The sequence below is a fragment of the Hydrocarboniphaga effusa AP103 genome (assembly GCF_000271305.1).
In the GTDB taxonomy this organism is placed as follows: domain Bacteria; phylum Pseudomonadota; class Gammaproteobacteria; order Nevskiales; family Nevskiaceae; genus Hydrocarboniphaga; species Hydrocarboniphaga effusa.
In genome coordinates this window covers 572,982-590,669 of the sequence record NZ_AKGD01000004.1, presented here as the reverse complement: position 1 = coordinate 590,669, position 17,688 = coordinate 572,982, and the positions used below count along the sequence as shown (strand labels likewise).

Here is a 17,688-nt window from a genome sequence, read left to right as displayed (position 1 = left end):
AAACGGCCCCGTGCTTCGCTATGATCCGCGCCCGCTGGCACCCTGTTTCGGGGTGTGAAAGCCGCATGACACCGCTGTCTTCTCAATCCCTAGAGGAATCGCTGCCAATGAACCGCGAAGAGCAAATCAAGGCCCTGGAACACGACTGGGCGACCAACCCCCGCTGGAAGCTCGTCAAGCGCAACTACACCGCCGCCGACGTGGTTCGCCTGCGTGGCAGCCTGCAGCCGGAATACACGCTGGCCAAGCGCGGCGCCGAGAAGCTCTGGAAGCTCGTCAACGGTGAGGCCAAGAAGGGCTACGTGAACGCGTTCGGCGCGATCACCGCCGGTCAGGCCATGCAGCAGGCCAAGGCCGGCCTCGAAGCGGTCTACCTGTCCGGCTGGCAGGTCGCCGCCGACGGCAACACCAGCGAAACCATGTACCCGGACCAGTCGCTCTATGCGTACGACTCCGTGCCGACGATGGTTCGCCGCATCAACAACACCTTCAAGCGCGCCGACGAAATCCAGTGGTCGCGCGGCGTCGAGCCGGGCTCCAAGGAGTTCGTCGACTACTTCCTGCCGATCGTGGCGGATGCCGAAGCCGGTTTCGGCGGCGTGCTGAACGCCTTCGAACTGATGAAGAACATGATCACCGCCGGTGCCGCCGGCGTGCACTTCGAAGACCAGCTGGCCGCTGTGAAGAAGTGCGGTCACATGGGCGGCAAGGTGCTGGTGCCGACCTCCGAAGCCATCGAGAAGCTGGTCGCCGCGCGCTTCGCCGCCGACGTCATGGGCGTGCCGAGCATCGTGCTCGCCCGTACCGACGCCGAAGCCGCCAACCTGCTGACGTCGGATCACGACGCCAACGACAAGCCCTTCGTCACCGGCGAGCGCACGCAGGAAGGTTTCTACCGCGTCAAGAATGGTCTGGAACAGGCCATCAGCCGCGGCGTCGCCTACGCTCCGTACGCGGATCTGGTGTGGTGCGAAACGGGCGTGCCGGATATCGGCTTCGCGCGTGAATTCGCCCAGGCCGTGCTCGCCAAGAACCCGGGCAAGCTGCTGAGCTACAACTGCTCGCCCTCGTTCAACTGGAAGAAGAACCTCAACGACGCGCAGATCGCCAAGTTCCAGGAAGACCTGTCCTCGCTGGGCTACAAGTACCAGTTCATCACCCTCGCGGGCATCCACGTCAACTGGTACAACACCTTCCAGTTCGCCCACGCCTACGCGCGCGGCGAAGGCATGAAGCACTACGTGAACATGGTGCAGGAGCCGGAATTCGCGGCCCGCGAGAAGGGCTACACCTTCGTCTCGCACCAGCAGGAAGTCGGCGCCGGCTACTTCGACGACGTGACCACCGTGATCCAGGGCGGCAGCTCCTCGGTCAAGGCGCTCACGGGCTCGACCGAAGAAGAGCAGTTTCACTAAAGAAGCGAGCAGCGTGGAGGGGCCCCGGCGCCAGCCGGGGATCCAGCGTCGCGAGTCTTCTTGTACGCAAAGTCGATGCGGATCGAGCTTCAAGCGGTTCGCAAAGGGCAGCGTGAAAGAGAACCGGGTTAGCTGGAATCCCACCACGCAAGCCTTCCGCCGTGACGAAAAGCCCGGACGAAAGTCCGGGCTTTTCTGTTTCCGGAGCGTGCTTTGCTCTCTGGGATGACCGCGCTCCACTGTCACCGCGTTGTCATCGTCTGCCTCTAGTTTCCCGCCCTTGCGATCGGGGTCGACGGGAATGGGGAAGATGGCGGTTTCGGGGCCTGTGCTGCGGGCTGCGCTGTTGGCTGTCGTGGGAGTGTCCATGCTGTCGGCTTGTGGCGGCGGCGGTGGTTCAGAGGACGAGCCGCCTCCGGTTCCGTTGCCCGCTCCGCAGCTTGCTTTCACTGCGCCGGGGCAATCGCTGGACCTGGCCAATTACTCACTCGCCGCACGCTACGACCTGCCGGCCGCCGAAGGCGCCGATCTGCGTGGCGTGGCGGCTTCGGGTGTCACCTACAACGGCGACACCGATACGCTTTTCGTCATCGGCGACCACGGCAGTTCGGTGATCGAGGTCCGCAAGACCGGCGAGTTCATCGGCTCCATGCGTTTTCTCAAGGGTGAGGGCGAAGACGCGCAGGCCAGCTTTCTCGCGCGTCCCGAAGGCATCGCCTATCTCGGCAGCGGGCAGTTCGTCGTTGTCGAAGAACGTTTGCGCCAGATCGATCGCTTCACTTACGTCGCCGGCACCGCGCTGACGCCGGCCGGCGTGAACGTGGTCAAGCTCGGAAAAACGACCACGACCCACGGGCTCGAAGGCATCAGCTACGACCCGCTCACGAGCGGTTTCATTCTGGTCAGGGAGAAGGGGCCGCTCGGCATCTTCCAGACCGCCATCGATTTCGAAACCCGCACGGCATCCAACGGCTCGCCCGAAACCGAGAACTCGACCAACCTGTTCGCTCCGAACCGCGCGGGCGTGGCGGATTTCGGCGATGTGTGGGCCTTGGCGAACACGCTGGCTTCGACGGCCGCAGACCGTGGCGACCTGCTCGTGCTCAGCGAGGAATCGGGCCTGCTGCTCAAGATGAATCGCGATGGCAAGGTGCTGAGCCGGCTCGACGTGGGCCAGCTGCCGCAGCACGAGGGTGTGACCACCGATCGCGACGGCAAGCTCTATCTCGTCAACGAAGCCGGCGGTGGCGTGGGGCGATCGCAGCTCTGGGTTTACGAGCCGACGCACGGCGCAAGCGACGTCGGCATCGACAGCCGGCTTTACCTGAGCTTCGAAACGCCGATCAACCCGGGAGCGGGCCAGCTCACGATCAGCAACGGCAGTGACGACGTGCGCACGATCGCGCTCGACGATGCCGAGCAGCTCCGCATCGATGGCAATGTCCTCGTCGTGCAGCTGAGCGAGCCGCTGCGGCCTTTGGCGACGTATACGGTGCAGGCTCCGGCTTCGCTCGTGAAGGCCAGGCCGGCCTCGACCCGCCGCGAGTCGGCGGCTTTCAGCCTCTCGTTCACGACGCGCAACGAAACACGTCCGCCGATGCTCACGGGCACCGCGCCGGTCGACAACGCGGTGTCGGTCACCGGCAACCGGATCACGCTGAGCTTCAGCGAGCCCGTGAAAGCCGGTAGCGGCAAGATCGTGGTCAGCGGTGCCGACGACGACGTCCGCAACATCGCGATCGACGATGCGAGCCAGATCGGCATCGCCGACAACGGCGTGGAGATTCGGCCGAATCCGGCGCTGCACGCGGGTGTGCGCTACAACGTGCAGATCGCTGGCGGCGTCATCGTGGACCTCGCCGGCAATGCGTATTCGGGCATCGCCGGAGACCGCGCCTTCGATTTCACGATGGGAGCGACCGGTACGCAGCCGCAGACCGAACTCGCTGCGGGCGATCTGCTGTTCCTCGGCATCAACGGCGATACGCCCGAGGCGTTCGCCTTCATCCTGATGCGCGACATCGTCGCGGGTACGCCCATTGGCTTCACCGATCGCGACTACAACGCGGCGACGCAGAGCTTCCCGGCCAACGAGGCGGCTTTCATCTGGAGCGCGGATGCCGACTACGCGGCGGGCACCGTCGTCACCCTCCAGGTCGGCAGCGTTCTGGTGGCCGATCGCGGCGTGGTCGTCGGCCGTAACGGTGGAGGCATCAGCACCGACGCCGAAACCTACTACGCGTTCCGCGGACGAATCTCCGCTGCCGGAGCGATCGAGCTCGATCGCTTCCTGGCGGCGATCAATATCGGTGACGCTGCGGGCGACCTGCCGCCCGAGCTCGATGCGGCCGGCAGTTACATCCACTTCGACGCGGACAACGCGCGCTTCTCCGACGCCTACGATCGCAGCGACCTGGCTCTGTTGCGCACGCTGGTGCGTGATTCCAGCAACTGGGAAGTGCGGGAAGTGGGCGGATTCGAACTCGGTGAAACCGGTTCGATGTTTCCGCCGCCCTGAATCAAAGCCAATCCCGGCCGCTCCGCTGCGCATCGGAGCGGCTTCCCTTGCCGGGCTCCCAAGGCTCCATTAAGGTTCGCCGACAAGGGGTTGGCCCAAGTGGCCGGGGAAATTGGATGCGTGTGCTCAGTGGGCTGTTCATCGCCTTCGTCATCTTCGTCGTGGCTGCGGTCGGCGTGGGTTTTTTCCTGCCGGACGAGGCGCATGTGGAGCGCAGCACGGTCATCGAGGCGCCGCCCGCAACGGTTTATGCGGTGCTCGGCGGCTTCAAGCAGTTCAATCGCTGGTCGCCCTGGGCCGATCTGGACCCGAAAACCCAATACCAGTATTCCGGCGCGCCGTTCGGCCCCGGTGCGCGGCAGAAGTGGCAAAGCGACGATCCGAACGTCGGCGGCGGCAGCCAGGAAATTCTCGAGGTAACGCCGTATTCGATGGTCAAGGTGCGCCTGTCTTTCGACAGCATGTCCACCGAAAACCAGCTGACCTATACGCTGACGCCCGAAGGCGAGGGCACACGGCTGGTCTGGGCGATGGACACCGGCTTCGGCGGCGACCTGCTCAATCGCTACTTCGGCCTGCTGTTCGACCGCATGATCGGCCCCGATTTCGAGAAAGGCCTGAGCCGCCTCGAGTCGTTGGTCGAAAGCCTGCCGAAGGACGATTTCACCGCCGTCCCCATCGAGATTCGCGAGCTGCCTTCACGTCCGCTGGCGAGCTTGGCCGGCGAAGCGCCGCATGCCGAATCGGCGCCGGTGATTGCCGCTGCCAGGGCGCGCATCGGCCAGTTTCTCGCGGCCAGCGGGCAGCGCCCGGCCGGCGCTCCGCTCACGATCACGCATGGCGTCGACGAGCCGGGCGGAATCTGGAAGTTCGATGTCGCGGTTCCCCTGGATCAAGCCTGCACCGCCGCCACCGAAGAAGGCGGCGTTCAGTGCGGCAAGAGCTACCAGGGATGGGTGCTCTACGCGCGCCACGAGCGCACTGACGCGGCGATCACCTCCATTTTCGCGGCCCTGCGCACGTTCAAGACGGTCGCCGGGCTCGAAGACAACGGCGACATCTGGGAGCAAAGCACGACCGATCCGGCAACGACGCCGGTAGCGGATTCCGCCACCGACCTTTACTGGCCCATCAAGTAGTTTTCAGCGATCGGTATACTCAGGGAACGATGATCAAGATCATGCTGGTGGACGACCACCGCCTCGTCCGAGCCGGACTTCGCCGTGTGTTGCAGGAAGTTTCCGACATGAGCGTCGTTGCCGAAGCCAGCAGCGGCGAAGAGGCGCTCGATCTCGCTCGCGAACATTCTCCCGATGTCGTGCTCATGGACATCAACATGCCGGGCATCGGCGGCCTCGAATGCACGCGCCGCCTGTTGCAGCGCTCGCCGACGACCAAGGTCATCGCCGTCTCGATGCACATGGAAGAGCCGTATCCGAGCCGTTTCCTGGCCGGCGGCGCCGCGGGCTACCTGAGCAAGGACTCGGCGGCCGACGAAGTGGTGGCGGCCATTCGACGCGTGCATGCGGGCGGTCACTACGTGGCGGCCGACGTCGCCGGTAACCTCGCGGCGACGCTCGTGCGCGGCAGCGGCAATTCGCCGTTCGAGCAGCTCAGCCAGCGCGAGACCCAGGTCATGCTGATGGTCACCAAGGGCTACGGCACGCAGGAGATTTCAGACCGCCTGCACCTGTCGCCGAAGACCGTGAGCACCTACCGCTATCGCCTGTTCGAGAAGCTCAACGTCACCAACGACGTCGAGCTCACGCGCATGGCGATGCGTTACGGCCTGCTGGAAGACAAGGCAGGGCCGTGATTCTCACAGCCGGCGCGTTGCGCCGGCGCTGATCGACGATGGCGTCTTCTCCCGCAGACAGTTTCGATTCCCGCGCATTCCTGTCGCAGCTCACCACGCATCCGGGCGTCTACCGCATGTACGGTGGCGCGGACGAGCTGCTGTACGTCGGCAAGGCGCGCAATCTCAAGAAGCGTGTCGGACAGTACTTCCTGCGCGCCTCGGGCAACCCGCGCATCGAGTCGATGGTCTCGCAGATCCGGCGCATCGAAGTCACGGTGACGCGCACCGAAGACGAGGCGCTGATCCTCGAAAACAACCTGATCAAGGAGTACGGACCGCGATACAACGTCATGTATCGCGACGACAAGAGTTATCCATACGTGCGCATCAGCGCGCACCGCTATCCGCGCATCAGCTACTACCGTGGCGCGAAGACGCCGCCCGATCGCTATTTCGGCCCGTTCCCGAACGCGACCGCGGTGCGCGAGACGCTCTACACCTTGCAGAAGCTGTTCCGGCTGCGGCCTTGCCGCGACAGCTTCTTTGCGCATCGCGAACGGCCGTGCCTGCAGCACCAGATCAAGCGCTGCAGCGCGCCCTGCGTGAACCTGATTTCGCCCGAGGACTACGCCAAGGACATCGCCAAGGCCGGGCGCTTGCTCGAAGGCCGAGGCGACGAGCTCGCGCGCGAACTCGGAACCGAAATGGAACAGGCGTCCGAAGCCCTGGAGTTCGAACTCGCCGCGCGCCTGCGCGATCAGATCGCCGCGCTCAAGCGTGTGCGCGAGAACCGCGTGATGACCGGCGGCGCCGATGCGCTCGACGTGGTCGCCGTCGCGCCGCATGCGGGTTCGAGCTGCGTCGTCGTGATGAGCGTGCGCGATGGCGTGAATCTCGGCCATCGCAGCCACTTTCCGAAGCATCCGCCGCATGCCGAAATCAGCGAGCTGCTCGACAGCTTCATCAGCCAGCATTACGCGCAGTATCCGGCGCCGCCCGAAATCCTGATCAGCCACGAACTCGAGGATCTCGACTGGCTCGAACAGGCGATCAGCCAGCACGCCGGTCGCAAGGTCGCGATCCGGCATCCGCAGCGCGGCGCCAAGCTGCAGCTCGTCGAGATCGCGCAGAACACCGCGCTGCAGGCGCTGTCGACGCGGCTCGTCGAATCCGCGAGCATGGATCAGCGCCTGCTCGAACTGCAGCGCGCGCTCGATCTGGAACATCCTCCCAAGCGCATGGAGTGCTTCGACATCAGCCACACGCGCGGCGAGAAAGCGGTGGCCTCGTGCGTGGTGTTCGGCGAAGGCGGGCCGGTCAAGGCGAGCTATCGCAAGTTCAACATCGACGGCATCACGCCCGGAGACGACTACGCCGCGATCAAGCAGGCCGTTGGGCGGCGTTTCGCGCGCATCAAGAACGGCGAAGTGCAGAAGCCCGATGTGCTGTTCATCGACGGCGGCCAGGGCCAGCTCAATTCGGCGCTCGAGGCGCTCGACGAACTCGGCATCGAAGACCTGCGCATCGTCGCGATCGCCAAGGGCCCGACGCGCAAGCCGGGCCTCGAAGAACTGATTCTTCCCGAGATGGAATTTCCGCTGCGGCTCGCGGCCGATTCGCCGGCGCTGCACCTGATCCAGCGCATACGCGACGAGGCGCATCGCTTCGCGATCACCGGGCATCGTGGCCGTCGCGAGAAGGCCAGGCTCACGTCGGGGCTCGAATCGATCGAGGGCCTGGGGCCGGCGCGCCGGCGCGCGTTGCTCAACGCCTTCGGCGGCACCACGCAGCTGCGGCGCGCGACGGTCGACCAGCTCGCCCAGGTCGAGGGCGTGAGCCGCACGCTGGCCGAGCGCATCTATGCGTTCTACCGCGACTGAGCGGCTCGCCGGACGGCGGTTCATCGCGACGAAGGTCGGGCCTGGGTAAAAGCGCACGCAAGTCAAAAAAAGCTGATACTCGGCCCATGAACATGAACCTGCCCAACCTGCTCACGGTGCTGCGCGTCGCTGTGATTCCGGTCGTGCTGGTTCTGTTCTATCTGCCGATCGAGCACTCGCGCCAGATCGCGACGCTGCTCTACGCGGCGGCCTGCGTGACCGACTGGATCGACGGCTACCTGGCCCGCAAGTGGGGGCAGACCTCCAAGTTCGGCGCCTTTCTCGACCCGGTCGCCGACAAGCTGCTCGTCACCGTCACCCTGATCATGCTGCTCGATGCCGAGGTCGCCGAAGGGCGAGGGCGGCTGCTCGCGGTGCTCGTCGCCATCATCATCGGCCGCGAGGTCACGATCTCGGCCCTGCGCGAATGGATGGCCGAACTCGGCCAGCGCACGAGCGTGGCGGTCGGCAAGGTCGGCAAGTTCAAGACCATTTTCCAGATGGTCGCCATCGGCATGATGCTCTGGGGCATCCCGTTCTACGGCATCCCGATCTACAAGATCGGCTTCGGCATCCTGTTCATCGCGGCCGTGCTGACCGTGTGGTCGATGCTGCTCTACCTCAAGGCGGCCTGGCCTTACATGAAGGAAGACCATCCGCTTTGAGCAGGTTTTGAGAAAGCGCCGGATTGCAAGCAAAACGGCAAAAAAAGATTTTCGAGGAATTTCAAAAAAGGTTGTTGACACAGAGGCTTCAAACGCTAAAATGCGCGCCTCTTCGCGGGAATAGCTCAGTTGGTAGAGCGCAACCTTGCCAAGGTTGAGGTCGCGGGTTCGAATCCCGTTTCCCGCTCCAGGCTTATGAAAACCCCGGGTAAACCGGGGTTTTTTCTTTCACTCCTGACCTCGGTCAGCGAGTAGACTTAGACACCCTGGCTGGGTGGCAGAGTGGTCATGCAGCGGACTGCAAATCCGCGTACGCCGGTTCAATTCCGACCCCAGCCTCCATTTTCCAATCTTCGTGCGAAGCGCTCTGCGCGAGCCTGTCCGCGATATTGCGAAAGTCGCTCGCCCGAGTGGTGAAACTGGTAGACACAAGGGACTTAAAATCCCTCGACCTCACGGTTGTGCCGGTTCGATTCCGGCCTCGGGCACCAACGCGGGCTTCGTCGCAAATGGTTCTTGCCTTGGTATTTTTGTCTCGAATCAAGGCTTGCGCGTTGTCATCGGCTAAGATGCGCGCCCATGACGCCCGCCCTGCTCAGCACCCATGACTTGTCGCTGGGACGCGGTGACCGCGTCCTGGTCAGCGAGCTGTCGCTGACGCTGCATGCGGGCAGCGTGTTGCATCTCAAGGGGCGCAACGGCGCCGGCAAGACCTCGCTGCTCGAAGTGCTTGCCGGATTGCGCGCCCCGGTGTCCGGGCGGGTCGAGCGGCCCGAAGGCGGCCTGCACTGGCTTGGGCACAAGAACGCCTTGAACCCCGATCTGAGCGTGATCGAGAACCTGCGGTTCTGGTGCGCTTTGCAAGGCGCCGAAGGCGCCGCCACCGTGCAGGCGCTCGATCGGCTCGGGCTCTCCAGGCTGCGCCATCGTCCGGCGAGAACTTTGTCGGCCGGCCAGAAGCGCCGCGCCGCGCTGGCGCGCCTGCTCGCGGTGCCGCGCAAGCTCTGGCTGCTCGACGAGCCGCTCAGCGCGCTCGATGCCGAAGGCTTGCTGCGCTTCGCCGAGATCATCGACGAACATCTGGCCAAGAACGGCGCCGCGCTGGTGACGAGTCATCAACCGCTGCCGGTGATCGACGAGCGCCTGACGGTGCTGGAGCTCGCACGATGATCGGCGCGTTCGGTGCCGCGATCGCTCGCGAACTCGGCCTGGCGATGCGTCACAAGGGCGAGTGGCTGATGCCGCCGTTGTTCTATCTGATCGTGGTGACCTTGTTCGCGCTCGGCGGCAAGCCCAACGATCCGCATCTGTCCGCGTTCGCTCCGGCCATTTTGTGGATGGGCGCGCTGCTGTCGGCGCTGCTGACGCTCGATCGGCTGTTTCGCGGCGACTTCGAGGACGGCACGCTCGAGCAGGTCTTCCTCTGCGAATCGGGGCCTTTCCCGGTGATCTACGCCAAGCTCATCGGTCACTGGATACTGAGTGGATTGCCGCTGTCGCTGATCGCGGCGCCGCTGGCCCTGCAACTCGGCACGCCGTCCGAAGTGCTGCCTGCGCTGCTCGCCGGATTGCTGCTCGGAACCCCGATGCTGAGCCTGATCGGCGGCTTCGCGGCGGCGCTCACGGTGGGCCTGCCGCGCGCCGGCGTGCTGCTGCCCGTGCTGGTGCTGCCGATGATCGGGCCGATCGTGATTTTCGGCTCGGGTGCTGCGCGCGCAGCAGCCAACGGCCTGTCCGCAGGTGGTCCGTTATACTTGCTGGGCTCTCTTCTGGCGCTGGGTCTGTGCCTGCTGCCTATCGCCGCTACCGCGGCCTTGCGTAATAGCTTCGACTGAATGGGCATGTGGACCTGGTTCCATCGACTCGCTTCTCCCCCCGCGTTCTATCGCCTGGCTGATCGCTGGGCGCCGTGGCTCGCGATCGCCTCTGCGCTGCTGATCGGCTACGGCCTGATCGGCGGCCTGGTGCTCGCGCCCGCCGATTACCAGCAGGGCGAAGCCTTTCGCATCATCTACGTCCACGTGCCGGCCGCATGGCTCTCGTTGTTCGGCTACAGCGCGATGGCGTCGGCGGCTTTCGTCGCCATCATCTGGCGCATCAAGCTCGCCGAATGCGTGGTGGTCTGCGCGGCTCCGGTCGGCGCGAGCTTCACCGCGCTCGCGCTCGTCACCGGCATGCTCTGGGGCAAGCCGATGTGGGGCGCGTATTGGGTCTGGGATGCGCGGCTGACGTCCGAACTCGTGCTGCTGTTTCTGTATCTCGGCGTGATCGCGCTGAATCAGTCCTTCGAAGATCCGCGCACCGCGGCTCGTGCCTGCGGCCTGCTCGCGCTCGTCGGCGTGGTCAACGTGCCGATCGTGCATTACTCGGTGGAATGGTGGAACAGCCTGCACCAGGGCCCGACGGTGTCGAAGATCGGCAAGCCGAGCATCGCCGCCGACATGCTGTGGCCGCTGCTGTCGATGAGCGTGGGTTGCATGACGTTCTTCGCCTGGGCGGTGATCCGGCGCGTGCAGAACGAATTGCTGCTGCGCGAGCGTCATTCGTCCTGGGTTCGTGAACGCATGCTGAGCTTCGATGTCTAGTTCCTTTCTCTCCATGGGCGGCTATGCCGCGTACGTCTGGGGCAGCTTCGGCGTGTTCGTGCTGGTGCTGGTCTGGAACCTCGTGACGCCCGCCCTGCGCCGTCGCAGCGTGATCCAGCAACTGGCCGAAGGCCAGAGCGAGAAAGACGATGACTAAGCGTCAAAGCAGAATGCTGTGGGTGGGCGTGCTGGTCGGCGGGATCGCGCTGGCGGCGGTGCTCGGTTTCACGGCCTTTCGCAAGAACATGATGTATTTCTACACGCCGAGCGATCTGGTGGCGCAGAACGCGCCCAAGCATGCGCGGCTGCGGCTCGGTGGCCTGGTCGAGCAGGGCAGCCTGCAGCGCGGCGAAGGCCTGCTCGTGAGCTTCACGCTCGCCGATTGCGCGCAGAAGGTGAAGGTGCGCTACGACGGCATCCTGCCGGATCTGTTTCGCGAAGGTCAGGGCATCGTCGCCACCGGACAGCTCGGCGACGACGGCCAGTTCACGGCCGAAGAAGTGCTTGCCAAGCACGACGAAAATTACATGCCGCCGGAGCTCGCAAAATCGCTGACGACGCCGGATGGCAAGCATTCCTGCGCGCCGTTCAAGTCGGTGCAGTCGGCAAGTTCAGGCGAGTAAGGAGTAGGCGATGGCGGAGATTGGCCACTACGCATTGGTGCTCGCGCTCGGTGTCGCGATCGCTCAGGCGATCCTGCCGGTGATCGGCTACCTGCGCCGCGATTCGCGTCTGCTCGCGATCGGCGTGAGCGGTGCGCAGACGCAGTTTCCGCTCGTGCTGCTGGCCTACGCGATTCTGACGCTGGCGTTCGTGCAGGGCGATTTCTCGCTGCTTTACGTCGCCAGCAATTCGCACTCGGACCTGCCGCTGATCTACCGCTTCACCGCGGTCTGGGGCGCGCACGAAGGCTCGCTGCTGCTGTGGGTGCTGATGCTGTCGGGCTGGACTTTCGCGGTCTCGCTGTCGAGCAAGCGCCTGCCGCCCGACATCGCCGCGCTCGTACTCGCCACGCTCGGCGCGATCGCGGTGGGCTTTCTGCTGTTCTTGCTGACCGTCAGCAATCCGTTCGAGCGCGTGTTTCCGGTTCCGCCCGAAGGTCGCGACCTCAATCCGCTGCTGCAGGATCCCGGCATGATCATTCATCCGCCGACGCTCTACATGGGCTACGTCGGCTGCGCGGTGGCCTTCGCGTTCGCGATCGCGGCGCTCGTGACGGGCAAGCTCGACGTGGCCTGGGCGCGCTGGACGCGGCCGTGGACGACGATGGCCTGGACCTTCCTGACCATGGGCATCACGCTCGGGTCGTGGTGGGCGTACAACGAACTCGGCTGGGGCGGCTGGTGGTTCTGGGATCCGGTCGAGAACGCCTCGTTCATGCCCTGGCTGATCGGCACCGCGCTGATCCATTCGCTGGCGGTCACCGAGAAGCGCGGCGTGCTCAAGAGCTGGACCGTGCTGTTGGCGATTCTCGCGTTCGCGCTGTCGCTGCTCGGCACCTTCCTGGTTCGCTCGGGCGTGCTCGTCTCCGTGCATGCGTTCGCCACCGACCCGGCACGCGGAACCTTCATCCTGGTGTTTCTCGGCGCCGTGCTCGGCGGCGCGCTGACGCTCTATGCGGCGCGCGCGCACAAGCTGGTCTCCGAGGCCGAAGTGCAGCTGTTCTCGCGTGAAGGCGTGCTGCTGCTCAACAACGTCTTCCTTGTCGCGGCCGGCGCCGCGGTGCTGCTCGGCACGCTGTATCCGCTGATCGCCGATGCGCTGGGGCTCGGCAAGGTTTCGGTCGGCCCGCCGTACTTCAACGCGGTGTTCCTGCCGCTGATGTCCCCGCTGGCCTTGCTCGTCGGCGTTTCGGCGCTGGTGGGCTGGAAGCGCGCGAAGTTCGCGGACGTGGTGTCGCGCCTGCGCTGGGTTGCGATCGTGGCGCTGGTCGTGGGCGGTCTGCTGCCGTTCGTGCTCGAAGGCAGCTGGAACTGGCTCGCGATCGTCGGCTCGGTGTTCGCGGTCTGGGTTCTGGCGGGGTCGATGCTCGACGTGCTGCATCGCCTGCGTTCCAAGCGCGATCGGATCGCCGCGCTGCGCTCGATTCCGGCCGGCACCTGGGGCATGACGCTGGCCCATCTCGGGCTCGGCGTGTGGGTGCTCGGCGTCACCTTCACGAGCCTGTTCAGCGTCGAAAAGGACGTGCGTCTGGCGCCCGGGCAGGCCACCGACATCGGCGGCTATGACTTCACGTTCCAGGGCGTGGAGCCCGTGAATGGCTCGAACTACAAGAGTGACACCGGCCGCGTGCTCGTCGAGAAGAATGGCCGACAGATCGCGCTGCTGACGCCCGAGAAGCGGCTGTATCCGTCGCAGCGCAGCGTCATGACCGAGGCGGCGGTCGATCACACCCCGAGGCGCGATCTCTACGTGGCGCTCGGCGAGCCGATCGGCGAGCAGGATTGGGCGCTGCGCTTCTACTACAAGCCGATGATGCGTCTGGTCTGGTTCGGCGGCCTGCTGATGTTCTTCGGCGGGATCGTCGCGGCAAGCGATCGCCGTTACCGGCTCGAGCGCAAGCCCGCGACGGCGACGTCGCCCGCCGGCTCCGTGGCGGCCTGAGCTATGCGCTACGCCATTCCGATCGTCGTGCTGCTCGTGCTGATCGGCTTTCTGGCGATCGGGCTCAAGCACGATCCGCGCGAAATCCCGAGCCCGCTGGTCGGCAAGCCCATGCCCGCGTTTTCGCTGACGAGTCTCGACGGCAGCCAGCCGCTGACGCAGGCCGATCTGCAGGGTCGCCCGCTGCTGGTGAATTTTTTCGCGAGCTGGTGCGCGGGTTGCCAGGTCGAGCACCCGGTGCTCATGAAGCTCTCGCGTGAATATCAGGTCGAGATCGTGGGACTCGACTACAAGGACACGCGGCAGGACGCCGAGCAGTGGCTGCAGCGGCATGGCAACCCGTATCGCTCGGTGATCGCCGACCCGGCGGGGCAGGCCGGGCTCGACTGGGGTGTTTACGGCGTGCCCGAAACCTATGTGATCGCCGCCGACGGAACCGTGCTCTACAAGCACATCGGGCCGGTCACCATCGAGGCCTGGCGCAGCAAGATCGCGCCGCTGTTGCAGGCCCCGGGTGCAGGCTCGTGAGGCGCTGGCGCCTGCTGCTCGCCGGCTGTGGCCTGTTCGCGAGCGTTGCCGTGTTCGCCCAGCAGGATCTGTCCGACCTGAACCCCGATCAGGCCGATCGCTACGACACGCTGATCCACGAGCTGCGCTGCCTGGTCTGCCAGAACCAGACCATCGCCGATTCGAGCGCTCCGCTCGCCATCGACCTGCGCGAGCAGGTGCACAAGCAGATCGCGTCCGGGCGCAGCGACAAGGAAATTCGCGGCTACCTGACCGATCGCTACGGCGATTTCGTGCTCTACAAACCGCCGTTCGCCTGGCGCACCGCCATTCTCTGGCTCGGGCCGTTCGCGCTCGCGCTCGGTGCGCTGGCCGCGGTGCTGAGCTTCACCCGGCGTTCCAGGGCCAGCCGTGCTCCGGTCGCCGCCGATCCCGAAGCCCTCAAGCGGCTGCTCGACGAGGATTCGAAGCGCTCATGAATCTGCTGTATCTGGCTATGGCCGCGCTCACGGTGCTCGCGGCGCTCGGTCTCGCCCGGCCGTGGTGGAAGCGTGCAGGCAGCGAAGCCTTGCGGCGCCGCGACGCCAACGTCACCGCTTACCGTCAACGGCTCGAGGAGATCGACGCCGAAGTCGCCGCCGGCCTGGTGCGGCCCGAGGCGGCCGACGCGCTGCGCCAGGAAGCCGGCGCTCGGCTGCTCGACGATGCGTCCGGCCAGGCCGAGCTTGCGCAACCGACTTCGCCGCTCTGGCGTGGAGCCGTGCTGCTGGGCCTGCTGCTCGCAATCTTTTCGGGCGGTTACTACGCCTGGTCCGGTTCCTGGCGCACCGCGGCGACGATCGCGGGTGAGATCGAACCGCCCAAGCCCGATGTCGATGCGATGCTCGCCCAGCTCGAGCAACGCCTGCAGCAGAACCCCGAGGATGTCGACGGCTGGGCCATGCTCGGACGCGCGCGCTTCATGCTGCAGCGCTACGCCGGTTCGGCCGAGGCCTACGCCAAGGCCAACGAGCTGACTCAGCGGCGCGAGCCCGAGCTGCTCGTCGGCGAGGCCGAGGCGCTCGGCATGGCGGCCGATCGGCAGCTGCAAGGCAAGCCGAGACAGCTGTTCGAACAGGCGCTCACGCTCAACCCGAATCAGGCCAAGGCGCTCTGGTACGCCGGCGTGGCCGCACTGCAGGCCGGCGACAAGCCGCGCACGGTCGAGCTGTGGACGCGTCTGCGCTCGCAGCCGATGCCCGAAGAGCTCAGCACCATCCTCGACCAACAGCTCGCCGAACTCGGAGTGCCGGCGCCGAATGTGGCCGAATCGCCAGCGGGCGCGGCATCGCCGGCCACACCGTCGGCGGTCGCGCTCGACATAAGCTTGAACCTCGCCCCCGAACTCGCCGCCAAGCTGCCAGCCGATGGCATCCTGATCGTGTACGCCAAGGCGGCCGCCGGGCCTCCGATGCCGCTGGCGGTGGTTCGCCAGCCGCTCGCCGGCTTCCCGGTCCAGGTCCGGCTCGATGACAGCCAGGCCATGATGCCCAACCTCAAGCTGTCGTCGTTCGATCACTGGGAAGTGACCGCGCGCGTCGGCAAGAGCGGGCAGGCCAAGGCCGAATCCGGCGATTTGCAAGGGGTGGTACGCGTGGACCGGGCTGCCGCGGCCGGGCCGATCGCATTGACGATCGACTCGGTGGTGCCTTGATCCTGATCCCAATACCGAAGCCCAGTTCCGACACGAATCCGTCATGACGCAGACGCTGACCCATCTTCCCGACGCCCGCCCGCTGCTGCTCAAGGCGCTGATGACGGCGACCCGCAAGCCGACCGCCGATGTCGTCATTCCGCCGCTGTCGGTCAAGGTCAGCGGAGTCCGCGCCGAGCCGGCGCTGCTCGATCGCTATCGCGACGTCTGCGGCTTCGCGTCCTCGGAGTTCCTGCCGATCACCTATCCGCAGGTGCTCGCGACCTCGCTGCACCTCTGGCTGATGACCCAGCCCGAATTTCCGCTGCCCATGCTCGGCATGGTGCATCTGCGCAACAAGATCGAGCAGCCCACGGGCGGCCTGCCGGCCAATGGTGTCTACGACGTGCTGGCCAGCGTCGGCCCGGCTCGCAAGCTGCCGCAGGGCGTGATCTTCGATCTGAAGACCGAATTCACCGATGCGGCCGGACAGGTGGTCTATAGCGCCATCACCACGCCGCTGGTGCGGCTCAAGACCGGCCTGCAGAAGAACAAGTCGCAGCCGGAGCCGAATACCAGTGGTCTGGCCGATTACCGCGAGGTCGGGGTGCCGGCAGACACCGGCCGTCGTTATGCGGCGGTGTCACAGGACTACAACCCGATCCACCTGTTTCCGCTGACCGCCAAGCTGTTCGGCTTCAACCGTGCGATCGCCCACGGCATGTGGTCGGTCGCGCACTGTGCCGCGCTGCTCGAGGGCGATCTGGGTGCCCAGCCGCGCCAGCTGCAGGTGCAGTACAAGGCCCCGCTGCTGCTGCCGAACAAGGCGGTGCTCAAGCGTTCGACGGCTGCTGGCTCGCAGGATTTCATGTTGCTGGCCGAGCGCGGCGAAAAAGTGTTTCTGACCGGCTCGATTCGCTGACAGGCCCTCGGATAACCCCGGCTTGCGATTTATCTTGCTCCCGTATCCGCTTATCGAGTCGGGCATATCGGTTTTGGCAATACAAGTTTCACGCTGAATTGCATGCATTATTCAGGCTAACCTCCTAAACTATTGCCCGCTTCGAGCGGACGGCACGGGGTTTGCTGTTTCGCTCATTCCAAAATTGAAAAAGGAGTGAGGCATGCGCATTCGTAAAGCAGTATTTCCGGTCGCCGGCATGGGAACGCGGTTTCTCCCCGCCACCAAAGCCAGTGCGAAGGAAATGCTGCCGGTCGTCGACAAGCCGCTGATTCAGTATGCGGTGCAGGAGGCGATCAGTGCGGGTGCCGAAGAACTCATCTTCGTCACGGGTCGTTCGAAGAATTCCATCATGGATCACTTCGACAAGGCCTATGAGCTCGAAGCCGAATTGGCCCAGCGCGGCAAAGAGAAGCTGCTGCAGACCGTTCAGGAAATCCTTCCGCCGGGCATCACCTGCATCTTCATCCGCCAGGCCGAAGCGCTCGGTCTGGGACACGCCGTGCTGTGCGCCTGGCCGGCCGTGGGCGACGAAGATTTCTCCGTGATCCTCGCGGACGACCTCATCGACGGCAAGCTGCGCCCCTGCCTCGCGCAGATGCAGCGCGTCTATCAGGAGTACGGCACCAGCGTGATCGCCACCCAGCGCGTGCCGAAGGAAGAAATCAGCGGTTACGGCGTCGTCGACGTGCAGCCGGTCGGTCCGGGCCTCGGCGAGATCCGTCGCATCGTCGAAAAGCCCAAGCCCGAAGATGCGCCGTCGAACCTCGCGGTGGTCGGCCGCTACATCCTGACCCCGCGCATCTTCAAGCTGCTCGAGCGCACGCAGCGCGGCGCCGGTGGCGAAATTCAGCTCACCGACGCCATCTCGATGATGATCCAGGAGCAGACGGTGCTGGCCTACGAATTCGAAGGCACGCGCTATGACTGCGGCTCCAAGCTCGGTTATCTGAAGGCCAACGTCGAATACGGCCTCAAGCATCCGGAGCTCGCCGAAGATTTCCGCAGCTACCTTTCCGAACTCGATGTCAAGAAGCCGGAGAAAGCGGAAAAGACGGCCAAGAAATAAGTCGTAACGCCGTG

Annotated in this window: 17 protein-coding genes and 3 tRNA genes; all 20 read left to right on the top strand. The window is 65.2% G+C overall.

All coding sequences use genetic code 11. The features are described from left to right. The first annotated feature begins 107 nt into the window (after positions 1-107). The 20 genes from aceA (at position 108) to galU (ending at position 17,674) form a co-directional block, all read left to right on the top strand. On the top strand, positions 108-1,415 hold the full coding sequence (gene aceA, locus WQQ_RS21955) for an isocitrate lyase (protein ID WP_007187475.1): 1,308 nt from the start codon (positions 108-110) through the stop codon (positions 1,413-1,415). Positions 1,416-1,782: 367 nt separating this feature from the next. Next, on the top strand, positions 1,783-3,933 hold the full coding sequence (locus WQQ_RS23410) for an SdiA-regulated domain-containing protein (RefSeq protein WP_007187474.1): 2,151 nt from the start codon (positions 1,783-1,785) through the stop codon (positions 3,931-3,933). A 116-nt stretch (positions 3,934-4,049) separates the two neighbouring features. Further along, complete coding sequence (locus WQQ_RS23405) at positions 4,050-5,072, top strand: SRPBCC family protein (RefSeq protein ID WP_007187473.1); 1,023 nt, start codon at positions 4,050-4,052, stop codon at positions 5,070-5,072. Positions 5,073-5,101: 29 nt separating this feature from the next. After that, positions 5,102-5,749: a UvrY/SirA/GacA family response regulator transcription factor gene (gene uvrY / locus WQQ_RS21940; RefSeq protein WP_007187472.1), complete on the top strand. Its 648-nt coding sequence runs from the start codon at positions 5,102-5,104 to the stop codon at positions 5,747-5,749. A 38-nt stretch (positions 5,750-5,787) separates the two neighbouring features. Beyond that, positions 5,788-7,611, top strand: a complete 1,824-nt coding sequence (gene uvrC / locus WQQ_RS21935) for an excinuclease ABC subunit UvrC (RefSeq protein WP_007187471.1) — start codon at positions 5,788-5,790, stop codon at positions 7,609-7,611. An 86-nt stretch (positions 7,612-7,697) separates the two neighbouring features. Next, on the top strand, positions 7,698-8,276 hold the full coding sequence (gene pgsA, locus WQQ_RS21930) for a CDP-diacylglycerol--glycerol-3-phosphate 3-phosphatidyltransferase (protein ID WP_007187470.1): 579 nt from the start codon (positions 7,698-7,700) through the stop codon (positions 8,274-8,276). A gap of 114 nt (positions 8,277-8,390) precedes the next feature. Further along, positions 8,391-8,466, top strand: a tRNA-Gly gene (locus WQQ_RS21925). A gap of 78 nt (positions 8,467-8,544) precedes the next feature. Next, a tRNA-Cys gene (locus WQQ_RS21920) sits at positions 8,545-8,618 on the top strand. Positions 8,619-8,680: 62 nt separating this feature from the next. After that, a tRNA-Leu gene (locus WQQ_RS21915) sits at positions 8,681-8,767 on the top strand. A gap of 88 nt (positions 8,768-8,855) precedes the next feature. After that, positions 8,856-9,446, top strand: coding sequence for a heme ABC exporter ATP-binding protein CcmA (gene ccmA / locus WQQ_RS21910; protein ID WP_007187469.1), 591 nt, complete (start codon positions 8,856-8,858; stop codon positions 9,444-9,446). Continuing rightward, on the top strand, positions 9,443-10,111 hold the full coding sequence (gene ccmB, locus WQQ_RS21905) for a heme exporter protein CcmB (protein ID WP_007187468.1): 669 nt from the start codon (positions 9,443-9,445) through the stop codon (positions 10,109-10,111). Before ccmA ends, ccmB begins: the two co-directional genes overlap by 4 nt. Before the next feature lie 6 nt (positions 10,112-10,117). After that, positions 10,118-10,861 (top strand): heme ABC transporter permease, encoded by a 744-nt coding sequence (locus WQQ_RS21900; RefSeq protein ID WP_007187467.1) that lies wholly within the window; start codon positions 10,118-10,120, stop codon positions 10,859-10,861. Next, a complete protein-coding gene (ccmD, locus tag WQQ_RS23985; RefSeq protein WP_237715108.1) occupies positions 10,854-11,018 on the top strand; it encodes a heme exporter protein CcmD in 165 nt (54 codons plus the stop codon). Before WQQ_RS21900 ends, ccmD begins: the two co-directional genes overlap by 8 nt. Next, on the top strand, positions 11,011-11,484 hold the full coding sequence (gene ccmE / locus WQQ_RS21895) for a cytochrome c maturation protein CcmE (protein WP_040455309.1): 474 nt from the start codon (positions 11,011-11,013) through the stop codon (positions 11,482-11,484). Before ccmD ends, ccmE begins: the two co-directional genes overlap by 8 nt. A 10-nt stretch (positions 11,485-11,494) precedes the next feature. Next, positions 11,495-13,465 carry a heme lyase CcmF/NrfE family subunit gene (locus WQQ_RS21890; RefSeq protein WP_007187464.1) on the top strand — a complete coding sequence of 657 codons (1,971 nt, stop codon included), beginning with the start codon at positions 11,495-11,497 and terminating at the stop codon, positions 13,463-13,465. A 3-nt stretch (positions 13,466-13,468) separates the two neighbouring features. Next, complete coding sequence (locus WQQ_RS21885) at positions 13,469-13,993, top strand: DsbE family thiol:disulfide interchange protein (RefSeq protein WP_007187463.1); 525 nt, start codon at positions 13,469-13,471, stop codon at positions 13,991-13,993. After that, positions 13,990-14,451: a cytochrome c-type biogenesis protein gene (locus WQQ_RS21880; protein WP_007187462.1), complete on the top strand. Its 462-nt coding sequence runs from the start codon at positions 13,990-13,992 to the stop codon at positions 14,449-14,451. Before WQQ_RS21885 ends, WQQ_RS21880 begins: the two co-directional genes overlap by 4 nt. Then, positions 14,448-15,665 carry a c-type cytochrome biogenesis protein CcmI gene (ccmI, locus tag WQQ_RS21875; protein ID WP_007187461.1) on the top strand — a complete coding sequence of 406 codons (1,218 nt, stop codon included), beginning with the start codon at positions 14,448-14,450 and terminating at the stop codon, positions 15,663-15,665. Before WQQ_RS21880 ends, ccmI begins: the two co-directional genes overlap by 4 nt. A 43-nt stretch (positions 15,666-15,708) precedes the next feature. Continuing rightward, a complete protein-coding gene (locus WQQ_RS21870; protein WP_007187460.1) occupies positions 15,709-16,566 on the top strand; it encodes a MaoC/PaaZ C-terminal domain-containing protein in 858 nt (285 codons plus the stop codon). 202 nt (positions 16,567-16,768) lie between these two features. After that, positions 16,769-17,674 (top strand): UTP--glucose-1-phosphate uridylyltransferase GalU, encoded by a 906-nt coding sequence (gene galU, locus WQQ_RS21865; RefSeq protein ID WP_007187459.1) that lies wholly within the window; start codon positions 16,769-16,771, stop codon positions 17,672-17,674. Positions 17,675-17,688: the final 14 nt, after the last annotated feature.